The organism is Rhodococcus sp. ARP2 (genome assembly GCF_001029585.1).
Classification (GTDB): domain Bacteria; phylum Actinomycetota; class Actinomycetes; order Mycobacteriales; family Mycobacteriaceae; genus Rhodococcus_F; species Rhodococcus_F erythropolis.
Genome location: NZ_LEKE01000079.1, coordinates 1 through 13,563 on the forward strand (window position 1 = coordinate 1; position 13,563 = coordinate 13,563).

The 13,563-nt window shown below is 61.5% G+C and carries 13 protein-coding genes and 1 pseudogene; 9 read left to right on the plus strand and 5 right to left on the minus strand.

Features of this window, described 5'->3' with window-relative positions:
* Both ABX74_RS20805 and ABX74_RS20810 read left to right on the plus strand, forming a co-directional pair.
* The coding region (locus tag ABX74_RS20805; RefSeq protein WP_047889602.1) for a LysR substrate-binding domain-containing protein at window positions 1-485 on the plus strand (485 nt) is incomplete at its 5' end.
* 68 nt (window positions 486-553) lie between these two features.
* Window positions 554-1,042 carry a hypothetical protein gene (locus ABX74_RS20810; protein WP_047889603.1) on the plus strand — a complete coding sequence of 163 codons (489 nt, stop codon included), beginning with the start codon at window positions 554-556 and terminating at the stop codon, window positions 1,040-1,042.
* A gap of 64 nt (window positions 1,043-1,106) precedes the next feature.
* Here the strand turns inward: ABX74_RS20810 and ABX74_RS20815 are convergent, their stop codons facing one another.
* From ABX74_RS20815 to ABX74_RS20825, 3 genes are all read right to left on the minus strand, one after another.
* On the minus strand, window positions 1,107-1,967 hold the full coding sequence (locus ABX74_RS20815) for an alpha/beta hydrolase family protein (RefSeq protein ID WP_047889604.1): 861 nt from the start codon (window positions 1,965-1,967) through the stop codon (window positions 1,107-1,109).
* A 185-nt stretch (window positions 1,968-2,152) separates the two neighbouring features.
* A complete protein-coding gene (locus ABX74_RS20820) occupies window positions 2,153-3,079 on the minus strand; it encodes a LysR family transcriptional regulator (protein WP_029256680.1) in 927 nt (308 codons plus the stop codon).
* A complete protein-coding gene (locus ABX74_RS20825) occupies window positions 3,076-3,966 on the minus strand; it encodes a LysR family transcriptional regulator (RefSeq protein ID WP_029256681.1) in 891 nt (296 codons plus the stop codon). The genes ABX74_RS20820 and ABX74_RS20825 overlap by 4 nt, the downstream gene beginning before the upstream one ends.
* A gap of 234 nt (window positions 3,967-4,200) precedes the next feature.
* On the opposite strand from ABX74_RS20825, the gene ABX74_RS20830 reads away from it, so the two are divergent.
* From ABX74_RS20830 to ABX74_RS20855, 6 genes are all read left to right on the plus strand, one after another.
* Window positions 4,201-5,073 (plus strand): ABC transporter permease, encoded by an 873-nt coding sequence (locus ABX74_RS20830; protein ID WP_029256682.1) that lies wholly within the window; start codon window positions 4,201-4,203, stop codon window positions 5,071-5,073.
* A gap of 11 nt (window positions 5,074-5,084) precedes the next feature.
* Complete coding sequence (locus tag ABX74_RS20835; protein WP_037120648.1) at window positions 5,085-5,858, plus strand: ABC transporter ATP-binding protein; 774 nt, start codon at window positions 5,085-5,087, stop codon at window positions 5,856-5,858.
* Between the two features lie 60 nt (window positions 5,859-5,918).
* Window positions 5,919-6,875, plus strand: coding sequence for an ABC transporter substrate-binding protein (locus ABX74_RS20840; RefSeq protein WP_029256684.1), 957 nt, complete (start codon window positions 5,919-5,921; stop codon window positions 6,873-6,875).
* Window positions 6,876-6,925: 50 nt separating this feature from the next.
* Complete coding sequence (locus ABX74_RS20845; protein WP_029256685.1) at window positions 6,926-8,023, plus strand: hypothetical protein; 1,098 nt, start codon at window positions 6,926-6,928, stop codon at window positions 8,021-8,023.
* Window positions 8,020-9,156, plus strand: a complete 1,137-nt coding sequence (locus ABX74_RS20850; protein ID WP_029256686.1) for a CaiB/BaiF CoA transferase family protein — start codon at window positions 8,020-8,022, stop codon at window positions 9,154-9,156. The genes ABX74_RS20845 and ABX74_RS20850 overlap by 4 nt, the downstream gene beginning before the upstream one ends.
* An 80-nt stretch (window positions 9,157-9,236) precedes the next feature.
* A complete protein-coding gene (locus ABX74_RS20855; RefSeq protein WP_029256687.1) occupies window positions 9,237-10,220 on the plus strand; it encodes an NAD(P)H-dependent flavin oxidoreductase in 984 nt (327 codons plus the stop codon).
* Window positions 10,221-10,637: 417 nt separating this feature from the next.
* Here the strand turns inward: ABX74_RS20855 and ABX74_RS20860 are convergent, their stop codons facing one another.
* On the minus strand, window positions 10,638-11,273 hold the full coding sequence (locus tag ABX74_RS20860) for an isochorismatase family protein (RefSeq protein WP_174531781.1): 636 nt from the start codon (window positions 11,271-11,273) through the stop codon (window positions 10,638-10,640).
* A 149-nt stretch (window positions 11,274-11,422) separates the two neighbouring features.
* Between ABX74_RS20860 and ABX74_RS20865 the strand changes: the two genes are divergently transcribed.
* Complete coding sequence (locus tag ABX74_RS20865; RefSeq protein ID WP_021346086.1) at window positions 11,423-12,436, plus strand: GlxA family transcriptional regulator; 1,014 nt, start codon at window positions 11,423-11,425, stop codon at window positions 12,434-12,436.
* A gap of 562 nt (window positions 12,437-12,998) precedes the next feature.
* Here ABX74_RS20865 and ABX74_RS20870 read toward each other — a convergent pair.
* Window positions 12,999-13,563: pseudogene (locus ABX74_RS20870) on the minus strand (mammalian cell entry protein); the annotation flags it as partial.

Below are 13,563 nucleotides of genomic sequence, written 5' to 3' on the forward strand. Positions count from 1 at the left end.
TCGCCGGGCGAATCGATGCGGCAGTGGCACTTCTCCCCGTAGATGAGCCCGAGCTGACGACCGGGCTCGTCTTTTCTCGACAGCCCCAGACCCTGGCCGTCTCAGTCCATCACCCGTTCAGTGAACTGGGCGTGATCGACGCCGAGCAGTTGGCGCAGATCTGTCTGGTACCCATCACCGGCCCCGCCCCCGACTATTGGCAGCGTGTGAATTCCCCGAGCACGACGCCGGGCGGAGCCACGATTCCCACGCAGGGTGGGGCGAGCACCGTTCAGGAAGGCCTGTCGCAGGTCGCATTCAGTCAGGTCGGCCTCATCCTGTGCGCAGCAACCGCTACATACAGCCAGCGCTCGGACATCACATTCGTACCGATCAACGGATTACCCGAATCTGCTTTGGGCCTCGTGTGGCGTACCGATCTCGAAAGCCCACGACTCCGCGCTTTCGCGAAGGCGATCGAGGAAGCACACTCCTGCCCCGCCTGACGGCGATCAGCCAAGTCGCGGAAGGACTCCGGGACGTGGGGATGCATCGTGTGTGGGATGATCGCGCCATGTCTGCGATCACCGACTACTTCACCGCGCGCACGGATGAGCACGCCACCTCCGCCCTCGAGGGACTCGTCGACTTGGAACCAGCGGTGATCGAGGTGAACGATGCCTCTCGCCCGCGGGTTCAGTTGGCTGCGGATGGGACTCCAGTTCTGCAGGCGAAAGGCGTCGATCCGGTTGTCGCGCTCGGCCGACTGGAAGCAGCCCTCACCGCTCGCCCCTACAACGAGGTCGCCAAAGGTCCACGCTGCGGGAAACTCGTCGCAATGAGCGACGACGGCGACACCCTCGTGCTCACGGTTACCGACGAATTACGCGATGCACTAGCAGAATTGAACGCTGAAGGTGTCGCCGCCACTGCGGCGGCCTGGGCGATCGACGAGACGAGTGAACCGTCGGAGGACTCAGTGCCGTTCCTGACCGCCTTCGCCGAACTAGCGACCATAGCTGTGGCTCAGGGCGAACGGATGTACGGCTACGTCGTCATTTGAGCTTCTCAATTCCGCCGATCTGAACGGACAGGCCGTTCGTCTTCGACAACTCCAGATCTGACCGTCACCCCGGGATCTGCAGGGCCAGATCGTTGCGGTCGAAGTCGGAGAACTGCTGGGTGTCAGTGCAGTATCCACAGCTCGCTCCGAAGAACTCGGTGCGGGCGTTCGGATCGTCGAGTAGCCAGTACCGCAGCCACGCCGTGCTCGGCCCGCGCATATCGCCGCCGTTGATCGCCGTACCGAAGTGCGTGGCACCGCGCAGTTCCAGATACTCAGCAGGCACGTGGTCTGCGTCCTCGTACATCGCCCGCACGATCGCCGGCCAAACGATTGCGTCGGCCTGGCCGGCCAGATAGAGAACCGGCTCGTCGATGAGGTCGACATCATTGAGCGGGCCAGGCTGGATCGCGACGGCAGTGTCGACGCGGTCGTCGATCGCAGCATTGATCGCCGCAGACCCGCCCTGCGAGTGCCCCACCGCACCAATGTGTTCCAGGTCGACTTTGCCGAAGAAGACGCTCGACGGGCTGGCCGCCTTGTCCGCGATGAGGTCGATTCCCGACCGCATGGTGATGGCGAAGTTACTTGCCGGGGTATTGGCGGCGACCACGATGAATCCGTGGCTGGCGTAGTGGCGCAACAAGGAGGTGTACGCACCGGGGAGCACCCCGGTCCCGTTCCCCCAGATCACAACAGGGTGCTTCTCGCCGCGCGCGCCGAGCTGGCGCGGGTAGTACAGAGTGTGCACCAGCCCGATCGAGACATTCGGCGTGTACGGCCCTGCACTCGCCCAGTCGTGCCCGACGCTCGGGATGCCGGGCGTATCGGCAGCCGCTGTTCCGGTTGCGCCCGTGAGTCCTAGCGTCGCGCACAACGCAACCGCCGCTGCAGCATTCACGAAATGTTTCAGAGACTTTCGCATGAAAGTCAACCTTTCGAAGTTGATCCGGAGTGACGTGTATTACATATTCACGGGAAGGCAACCCGTCGGCTTTGTCCCAGGAAACGGACTATCCCAGAAGTGTTGTGTCTGTAGACAAAAATCATCGTTCTCGGCGTATGAGCAGCCGTCGCGAATACGCAAAGTCCCAGAGAGATCGACTCCGCCTACAGCTTCCGCGCCGATTGCTCGGCACACAGCCGTAGGAAATGTTCGACGACCTGCGTGTTCTGGCCGTCCTTTGCCACGGCTGCGATCGTCCGTGGCGGCAGTTCGAGTATCTCACCCACAGTGCAGCCCCGTTCGGATGCTCGCTCAGCACTGGAGAGTTCGAGGATGACAGCACCGATCCCTTCGTATGCGAAATCCGCGAAGGCATCGCGATGCTGTGACCTCATCACGAAGGCGTGGTCGATTCGCGGTTCGATCGAACGCAGATGGCGATAGACATCGGAAGTTTCGAACCGCGGTGCGACGACCAAGCCGATGCGCATGAGGTCCTCGCCGATGAATACCCCGCCCACCGGTGGCGGGGTGCCGGGCGGGCAGACAAGGCGCAACTTGTGGTCCGGAAGGCGCACCATTCGAGTCCCGGGAACGCCGGTGGGCGGCGACTCCATTATTGCCACGTCAGCGGTGCCGGCCATGACCGGGTGAAGCGCATCGGCCACAGATGACCCCGGCGGAACCGAGATGGTGATTCTCAGGTTCGGCACCTCCGAGCGCAGCGCTCCGAGCAGCACCGCTGTCGGATCGTCCGCAAGGCTCGCTGTCGTGGCAACACTGAGGTGGGGGACTGCTGACAGTAAGAACTCGCGCTCGACCACTAATCGGTCGAGCGCGGCCAGCGCTTCGCGTGCTGGATCAATGAGATTCCGTCCGCGCGCAGTCAGCGTCGCGCCGGCCCGGCCCCGATTGAAAAGTCGTCCTCCGACGCGTCTTTCGAGTCGCGCAATTGATTGAGAGACGCTCGATGTTCCTGTGAACTGGTTTGCCGCTGCTGCCGTGATACTGCCGTGTTCGACGACCGCGAGGAAGTCTTGTAGCTGCCGCGGATCGATTCGCGGGGGCGCGGACTCTCCGAAGTTGCTCATCCGGCGTTCCCCATTCCACCTTCGTCACGTAATCGGCTGGTCGTCTCGATAAACGCTTGTGCCGCAGGCGATGGCGTCGAACCGTGGAACATCCAGATATCACGAGTGAGCGGGGGCCGAGTACGACACAGCACCACACCTTCTCCGACTGTATCGGCGACAGATTCGGGAAGGAAGGCGACGCCGACTCCCGCGCGTACAAGTGGGACCATCGAGGCCACAGAGATAGTCTCCGCAACCACCGCCCCGTCCACAGTGCCTTCGCCCAAGCGTTCCGCCAACAGGCGCCGAGTGACATCATCACGCGGGCTGGCGATCAATCCGATTCGCAACAGATCCGTCAACGCCGCTACCCCCTCGCCTTCACTTCGTGCGGCGGGCACCAGCGCAACGATTCGTTGCCGGCCGAGAAGGATACGTTCAACACCCTCGTCGAACACCTCGTCCACCCCGAGGCCTATATCAGCCTGACCCGAGGCGACCACCGTTCCGATTCCGTCGGTGTCATTGCTGAGCATCGTCACCGCAACATTGGGAAACTTGCTTTTGAACGCACCGAGGGCCGTGGCCGCCGGATCACGCGCCAATGTTCGTGGACATACGACCGTCAGCCGACCCCGCTGCACGACGTTCAATGGATGCAAAGCGTGATCCAAATCCCGGTATGCCCGAAGTACTTGGGCCGCCGGACCTGTCAGATCGCGTCCAGCGTCGGTCAGGGTGACTCCCCGCGAGCCACGGCGGACGAGCGTCAGGCCGCACTCTTTCTCCATTCTGGCGAGAGCCTCCGAGATTGTCGGCTGGCTGACCCCCAGTCCGCGAGCCGCAGCGGAAATGCTGCCCCGATCAGCAAGGGCGAGAAAGTATTCCAGATGACGCCGGTCCATTCGGGGTTCCCTTCTCGTGGCAGTCCTCGCGCGCGCCCGATTTTGCGCCCGTCAGGCATAGGGAAACCCTATGGCATACCTCTCGAATGTGGCGTAGACGGGAAGAAGAATCCCGTGATCTGCTTCACATATGAACGCAGTGAGCAACAACCCGGGGAGCTTCGACCAGAGGCACCCGTCTGCTTTTGTCGAGCACCTATCGCCGCCTGCGAGCACCACGGAGGAGGCGCCGAAATGACCGAAACCATCACCGCAAGTTCGCCATCCGGTGCTACGTCACCCCGTTCTGCGAGGCGGGCACGCTCTGAGCCGAAGCCCGCTCGACAGCGTCGATCCGGTACGCGACTCACCATCGGGGTACGACTGGCCCAGGTCGCGCTGCTTCTGGTCCTACTCGGAGCGTGGCAGCTCGTCGCATCGCAAGGTTGGATCGAGCCAGTTCTGGCCAAAACGCCAGGCGAGGCCTGGGCCTACTTCACCGCAGCGGTGCAGTCGGGCGAGATTTCGTCGAACTTGCGTGCCACGATGACTGCCGTCGTGATCGCGTGGATCCTCGCTAGCGCAGTCGGGGTGGCGGTCGGACTCTCTCTCGGACTGCTTCCGACCCTCGAACGCATCATGAGTCCGTTCCTGGATGCGGCGAATGCCATGCCACGTCTTGCGCTGGCGCCTCTGCTTATCGTCATCTTCGGGATCACGATGACGGCGAAGGTCGCTCTCGCGTTCACACTCGTCTTCTTCATCGTCTGCTCGAGTGCACGAGCCGGTGTGAAGTCGGTGGACGACGAATGGCTCCGACTATCCACTGTCCTGAATGCCAGTAAGACACAGGTGTTCTGGCACATCCTCCTCCCCGTCGCAACACCTGGCATTTTTGCCGGTCTTCGGTTGGGGCTGATCTATTCGCTACTCGGCGTTGTCGGTTCGGAACTGATCTCGTCACGGGACGGGCTGGGCCAGCTTGTGTCGATCTACTCGGCCCAGTTCCGGATGGAAGCGGTCTACGCGATCCTCATACTTCTCGCAATCGTCGCAGTCGTCCTCAACCAGGTCATGAACTTCGCCGAGCGCTACCTCCTTCGGTGGCAGCCGCCGGCTCGACGATGACAGGAATCATCATGGATACCAACGTGATTACACCCGCCGTACAACTCGACGGACTGACGATATCCTTCCCCTCACCCGACGGGTCGACGAAAACTGTGGTCGACAATCTCGACCTCACCATCCCTCGCGGACAGTTCGTGAGCTTGGTCGGCAGGAGCGGTTGCGGAAAGACCACTCTGCTCAACGCGCTCGCTGGATTGGTGGACGCAACAGAAGGGAAGACTGAGGTCCTCGGCACAACACCATTCGACGCTCGCTCCCGGATGGGCTTCATGATGGCCCGAGATGCCCTGTTCCCGTGGCGAACAGCGCGGAAGAACGTCGAGTACGGCCTCGAGTTGAGAGGAGTACCCAAGGCGGAGAGACGAACTCAATCAGCGCGCTGGCTTGCTGCCGTTCAAATGTCCGAGGCCTCACAGCTGTGGACTTGGCAGCTGTCCCAAGGGATGCGCCAGCGTGTCGCGTTGGCCCGGACGTGGGCTCTGGATCCGGACATCTTGTTGATGGACGAGCCGTTTGCCGCCCTCGATGCGCAAACCCGCGTCGAAGTACAGCGCGAATTCCTCGAGCTTTGGCAGTCCGAGGTCGGCCGGACGGTCATCTTCGTAACCCACGACCTCGGTGAAGCCATCTGTCTGTCCGACCGCGTTCTGCTGCTCGGGGCCGGCCGAGTGATCGACGACGTCAGCATTGACATCGAACGCCCCCGCGAACTCGAAACCCTCACCGCCGAACCTCGATACATCGAAATCTTCAACCGGCTGCGTGGTCAGCTCGACCACTGATGTGCCCAGCCAACTCAGCTTGATTTCTGATGCGCCCAGCCATCAAGGAACAGGAATCCCATGAAACTTCGACCTTTTGTCGGCACAGTCATTGCAGCGGCCCTACTGCTTTCCGCGTGTGGAGGGGGAGGGCGTCCGAACGACGGTAGCGTCGCCATCGGGGTCTACCCTGCGAGTGCTTTGTCCCTGCCTGTCTACGTCGCTGTCCAACAAGGAATGTTCGACAAGGAAGGCCTCCACGTCGAGCTCATCGACGGAAAGAACGGGCCCGAACTCATCAGCGGTCTCATCGGCGGCACAACCGATCTCGCGGTCGGTGCACCCGGAACCGTCGTGCCGGCCATAGAGCAAGGGCAGAGTCTGCGGCCACTGTCCCCGTACGGGTCGATCGATCTTGCCATCGCCGTGACGAAAGACAGCGGCATCACCACCATCGAGGATTTGCCCGGCAAGCGGATCGCCATACCGTCACGTGGCGGCGCGGCCGAGCAATTCGTCAATCAGCTTCTCGCAGAACGAAACATCGACGCATCCACGGTGCAATTCATCGCAGCGGCACCTACCGCGAGTCAGATACCACTCGCACGAAAGGGCGACATAGATGCCGCCGTTCTCACCGCTGCCAGCCAGGCCGTATTCGACGCTCAAGGAATACCGATGACGGCGATTACAGAAGTAGACCCGGTGGGCTCTGACGGCGTGAGTTCATACGGCCTGGGCACTGTGCTCGTCACGACAGCCACATTCGCTGAATCCGATGCTGCCGCCCCCGTGTGTGCGGCGCTCGAGGCCGCAGCAGGGTGGATAGCCGATCCTGCGAACGAGCAAGCAGGAGCTCAACTTCTCACCGAGCGAATGAATGTTCCTGCTGACAAAGCCAACCAGGTGTGGGCTTCGCAGAAGGCCCTCTGGCCGGTCGAGATTTCAGCCGACCGATGGACCCAGAACGTCGCATGGGTGAACAACCAGACCTCGGGCAAGTCCGACGCAGACGTCCCCTTCGACCCCCTCTGCTGACCAACGCCCCACACACAATCCAGTTCGTCTACTACGAAAGAGAAGAAACGATGACACAACTCGCTGACCAGTCAACACAATCCGAGTCCCAGCACGATCGCCGGCAGCTCACCGAGGCTTGGTCTGCAGTCACCGACAGTCTTGCGACATTCGGTTCGACCGCTGCCGCTACCGGATCGCCGCTGGACAGCGCCGAAGGCGTACGGCACGCACTTCGTCTGTTCGGATACCTCGCCGAGATGAACATCGAGCGCCAAGACGTACTCCGGCCTGAACTCTTCACCCTGATGTCACCGATGCGAAAGTTCTGGGGAGACGGCATCGACGTCGACTACTGGACTGCGATGATCGACCCCAACGAGACATATCGCATTCACGGTAACCGTGGCACAGTGCCCTACGTCGCCGTCCTCGCCAATCGTGTGGGCGCGTCTGGGACCGACAGGGTCGCCGACAACATCGTCATCGACGACAAGGTGTGTGATACGGACGGCAACTTCGAGATCTTCGTCGCACAAGAACTTGAGGGGCGCAGCGGCATTCGGCTGGATGAGCGCTGCTTCGACGTAGTAGTGCGTGTGTATCACAAGACGCGTAACGCGGAGATCGATCCCGTTCTCCACATCGAGCGCCTAGGTCCGCCGCCTGGTGCACGCCCCGATCTCGACACGGCGTGGCTGGCCCAGCGCCTCACGAAACTTGCTCGTGGCATGGACGTGAGCCTTCGACGCAGTCTTCAGCTCATCGAAACACTCAGTCAGTCTCCCAACGAGATTCGCGTGACCTCGGAGCAGCGAGGGTGGGGAGACTTCTACGGCACCAGCTCCAACCAATACATTGCCGGCTGGTGGTCACTGAAAGACGCTACTGCCGTGGATATTACATTTACTCTCCCGGACTGCACCTACTTCGGAGTGATGCTGTACAACCACTGGTTCGAGTCCTTCGAGTACCGCGACCACACCGTCAACCTCAACGACGCACACTTCGAGCGCAATGACGATGGAACCGTGACGATCCGAATCGGGGGAGTAGAAGGCGACAGAAACCGACTGAACCCCTGCAACCACACCGAAGGCATCTTGTTGGCGCGCTGCCTGGAGCCCGCTGAGGATGTCACTTCGCCTCATGTGGAGATCATTCGATGACCGACGAAGTAGACCTGCCGTTGGCAGGTGTCCGAGTAGTGGAGATCGGTCAACTGATCGCAATCCCCAGCGCCGGGCAGCAGTTGTCCGATCTCGGCGCCGAGGTCATCAAGCTCGAGCCTCCAGGTGGTGAACCGGCCCGACAAATCGACGCCGACTACGCGCGCGGCATCTTCTACGGGTACAACCGTGGAAAGCGTTCAATCTGCCTCGACCTCAAAGACTCCGCCGATCTGCAGCGAGCTCGGGATCTGATCGCATCGAGCGACATCTTGCTGCACAATCTTCGCCCGGGAACCCTCGATCGATTGGGATTCTCCTCTGCCGAACTCCAACGCCTGCGACCGGAAATCATCGCCGTCTCGGTGAGCGGGTACGGGGCGGAGGGCCCGTCCGCCACCCGCGCCGGGCTCGACATCGCTGCGCAAGCAGAGAGCGGACTGATGTCGGTGACGGGTGAGGCGGATGGCCCGCCACAGCGTGTGGGCGCACCGGTCATAGATCATGCAACGAGCTACGTCGTCGCCCAAGCGGTACTGGCAGCGCTACTGCGGCGCGATCGCACCGGCAAGGGCTCCTCCGTCCGAGTTTCCCTGCTCGACGTTGCGATCCACTTGCAGACCGCCAACTGGATCGAGTGGCAAGTGTCTGGAAAGGCTATGAGCCGCAAAGGGAACGGACAACCAAGCGTCGCACCTGCCGCAGACGTCTTTCGTGCCGTCGATGGCGAGCTGGTGATCAGCGGCTACCAACCGCGAGCCTGGATTGAACTATGCAAGGCGATCGACTTACCAGAGTTGGCCGACGACCCGCGGTTTACCACCAACACACTGCGCGTGGAAAACCGTGTTGACCTCGTCGCCACGATCGAGAAGCAACTGTGCCACCGCAGCGCCGCTGAGGCGGTAGAGCATCTCACCGCAGCCGGAGTGGTTGCCGCGCTTGTGCGTGACTACGACCAGGTAATCTGCGCCGACGACGTGATTGCGAACCGTACCTTCATCCCCGGCACCAACGAACGTGGCGAGCAATATTTGACGCCTGCCATGCCCTATCGCGCCGAACCTCCGATGGCACGAACTGAGCCCTCGCAGGTCCCGGCCTTGAACGAGTGGGCGTCGTCGATGGGCTGAATGCGTCACTCTGGCCGAAAACGGCTTGGCAACAACGTAACTGACAAACCGATATCCATGCATCATCGAGGAGATGTCCAGTGCTGACAACCGCATTTACCGAGACGTTCGGAGTTAGTCACCCCATCGTCCAAGGCGGCATGCAGTGGGTGGGGAGAGCAGAACTCGTAGCGGCAGTTGCAAACGCCGGCGCGCTCGGCATGCTCACTGCTCTGACACAGCCGACACCTGACGATCTTGCCCGAGAAATTTCCCGCACGCGCGAGCTCACCGACCAACCGTTCGGAGTCAATCTCACAGTCCTCCCCACGATCACGCCCCCGCCCTACGATGAGTATCGCAACGTGATCATCGACTGCGGAGTGAAAGTCGTCGAGACAGCCGGCTCTTCTCCCGCACCCCATCTGCCGCACTTTCACGCCGCCGGCATCAAGGTTCTCCACAAGTGCACCAGCGTCCGCCACGCGGTCAAAGCCCAGGCCCTCGGCGTCGACGGCATCAGCATCGACGGGTTCGAATGCGCCGGGCATCCAGGGGAAGACGACGTACCTGGTCTCGTTCTCATCGCTGCAGCAGCAGAGCGGATCAGCATTCCCATGATCGCGTCCGGTGGATTTGCCGATGCGCGGGGATTAGTGGCCGCCCTGGCGCTTGGCGCCGACGGCATCAACATGGGCACCCGGTTCATGTGTACCGAGGAGTCTCCGATTCACCGCAACATCAAAGAGGCGATAGTTGCTGCCTCCGAGGTGGACACCGAGCTGATTTTCAGGTCACTGCGCAATACCGCTCGCGTAGCACGCAACAGCATCAGCCAAGAAGTTGTCGAAATTCTCTCCAGTGGTGGCAAATTCGAAGACGTTCGACATCTTGTTGCCGGTGCGCGGGGCAGAGCGGTGTTCGACAGCGGCGACCCGGAGGCTGGCATCTGGACGGCGGGGACTGTGCAAGGACTGATTCACGACGTCCCCACTGTGGGTGAATTGGTGGAACGTATTGTCGCAGAGTCCGAAGCACTGATTGCCGGACGGCTTACCGGCCTCCTGGATCCTGTCAGCGCCTGACGCTGTCCGAACCCGCTGAGCGCTACAGTCGGCCAGTCCTTCGCGCATGATCGCTGCCGTTGCGCTCGCCGACCCGCATGCCGCCGATACCTCGTCCTCGATGCGTCGTGCGGTGACGGTGAGCTCTTCCGGATCGCCTCGCGGCTTGTCATCGCGCTCGATCGTTTCGGGTGCATCCGGACGATCATTGACGTTAGGACGAGGAAAGCGCAGGGCGGAGCCGACGAGACGAATGTTTCGAGCTTCTGCCCATCCGGCGCCCCGAAGAAGTTGCTCACGGCCCGCCGGCGCCGACATCCGCGTTCAAAGGACCTATCGTCCTTCAAGTTTCGCGGCATCCAAGGTGTCGATGAGAGTTCGGTCTGCACCGGCAGGGATTAAGGCGTCCCGAATCTATTGCGGGCCTGCAGCATTGCATCAACTGAGGGCCGCCTCGCGTCCTTGGATGGCTGAGACGACAAGATTGCTCTTGGGCAAACTCGTTCCGGAATCTACGGCGTCGACCCATGCGCTTGTTGTTGCGACGGCAGCGAAGTTCGAATGCAAAAGAATCATGAGGGTCTCGTGCAGGGACTGCGCCGATACCTGACCTGCTTCGTTGGCCAGATGGATCGCACCGCTGGCATCTGACAAAATCTCGGCGGCGAACCCGAGAGCTTCCGCTTCCACGGCGGTGCCGAGGTCGCAATTGTTGGTCATGTACCCGACGATCGTGATGGTGTCGATGTCTTTCGCGTGCAGCCAATCGGCTGTATCGGTGCCGGCGAAGACGCTCGCGTACTGCTTGTGGATGCGCTTGGTTTCCGGATCGAGGTGATCCTCGAGCGCTGGGTGAAGTGACCATCCGGGCGTACCTTCGACAAAGACCGGGGCGGCCTCGGGCATCCGATGTTGCACGACGACGACGGGAAGGTCATTCGCGCGAGCGACCTTGACGGCGCTGAGGATGTTGGCCAATGACTCCTCACGCGGCGGGTACTGGATCTGCAGTGGACCGTCGAAGTATTCCTGCTGTACGTCGACGACGATAAGGGCACGGCGAGGTGTAGGCACTTTCATCACTCCTGGAAGGTCGGTCGGGTTCGGTTTCGTATCGGCGATCCTGACGGTCGTCTTCCATTGTTCGGTAGGTGTCTATGCATCCGTGAGTGGCACGGGTGCATACTTTCGATGACTTTGCGCCATGATGTGGAAGAGACCAAATGCGAATCGCCGTCTATGCGTTCGACAGCATCACGATGTTTCATCTCGCAGCGCCGTTGATGGTGTTCGGTGAGGTGGGCAGGCTCGGGCTCGCACCTGACTGGGAAACCAGGTTGTGGTCCGATCGCGCGGGCGCGGTTCGGACCGTCGAGGGATACTCGGTCGGCGATGTGGCGGGACCGCGGACACTCGATTGGGCCGACATCGTGATCATCCCTTCCTGGCCGCTACCACTTTCACCGATCAGCGAGTCATTGCGAGCCAAGCTGTGCCGGGCGCACGCTCGCGGCACCCCGATCGTGGGGTTGTGTCTCGGCGCTTTTGCCGTCGCCGACGCCGGACTCCTCCATGGTCGCTCGGCCGTCACGCACTGGGAGATGATGCCCGCGCTCGCTAAAAACCATCCAAGTATCCGCTTGGACGAGTCGGTGCTCTATATCGACCACGGCGACGTGATGACGTCCGCGGGGACGGTGTCGTCGGTCGATGCTTGTCTGCACCTTGTGCGCAAGCACCTCGGATCCGCAGTTGCCACCCGCGTGGCGAGAAACCTGGTCGTCGCGCCGCATCGAGAGGGTGGTCAGGCCCAGTACATCGAGAGACCGCTTGCGGAACCTGCGGGCGACACAGCTGTTGCAGACGTGCTGGAATGGGCGCTCGGACGCCTGGACGAGCCGCTGTCTGTCGACCGCCTCGCAGGTCAGGCGCGGATGAGTCGACGAAACTTCATACGGCAGTTCCGTCTTGTCACGGGAACCACTCCGGCACGCTGGATTCTCCAGCAACGACTGAGCGAGGCGCGAGTTCTCCTGGAGACGACCGGTTGGAGCATTGACGCAATTGCGCTGGCGTGTGGGTTCGGAAGCACGGTGACCTTTCGACAGAACTTCACATCCGCGTTTGCGACCGCACCTTCCGCCTACCGGAAGCAGTTCGCTGACCACTCCCACAACGATCGCGTCGGAGAAACCGCGACGTCCGTTGGTTCAGGAGGGCGAATACGGAGGGGATGATGCGCCGCGCGCCCTAGATACGACCGATTCGCTTGCCCTCACTATGTGAAGCAGCAGGCCAGCTCTCTGCCCTTAGCGAGCGGCCCGCTCCAGCCACATACGTCGGGAGTACGTGTACTTGAACTGCTCTTGGACTAATACGAAGCCGGACGCCCGCCCAAAAATGCCTCGACGCTCTGTTCGAATTCCATCGCGCGTATCGCGTCGCTTCAATGTCACCAACGGGTGAGTTGACGCACGCACAGCTCTTTCCACTCGTACTGACGTTCTGGCGCGCGCTGCTAGACGATGCGGTGAACCCGGACGGGATCATGCACCTATCGGATTTCTCAAGCTTGGAGCACTGGCGAAGCATGTTGAGAGCGTGGGCGTCGCCCTAGTTTCGGTAGGAGTTTCTCGCATTCGCTTTGGCGATCCCGTGTTGACCGTTTGGCGTATCCCAGGATTGCCGTTTCGGGTTGTCCGGCATCGAGTGCGAGGCAGTCCACCGAGAGTTGAGCCCCGGGATGAGCGTCTGGCCGGCCCACTTCACCGTTGTCACCTCCCGAAGCTGGTGAGCATCTCACTTCGGTGTCGCACCGAACGATGGTGCCAGTTGTGTGGCAATAGGGTTCAGGTTGAGCTTGTCCGGGTCCACCTTGGGCTTGTCGTCCCAAGGCTGGGGGGTATTCGGGTCCGCGAATACGATGCGGTTGGCGCTCCGAACCCCCGTTTCACTGCCTTGCGGCGCCAGGCAGCTGGCCGCGACGTTGACCGGGAAGTCCTGCTGAGTGTCGTCGAAGTTCGGGTCTTTGCGCTTCATCTCGTCGAGGATCGCCATAGTCCCTTCGTATCCGACCGTGCAGGGGAACGGCGCATTGGTCTCGAGGACAAGTCCCTGACGTTGAGACGGTCCGTCTGCCTCAATGGCGGACGGTATTCCGGCGGCGAGGCCGGGCATGAAGATCAGAAGGGGTTGCAGTGCAATGGTTCGTGGCGCCAATGTTCGTGCTGTGGAAGCAAGGTTGCTCAGGTCTGTCGTCAGACTCGGACCCCCGTCAAGGACGAGAGCCCCGACCTGTTCGCTGGCCGGTATGCCGTTGTCGATCACGCGTCGGATGTCGGGGTCGCTGGTGCGCAATTGCGCA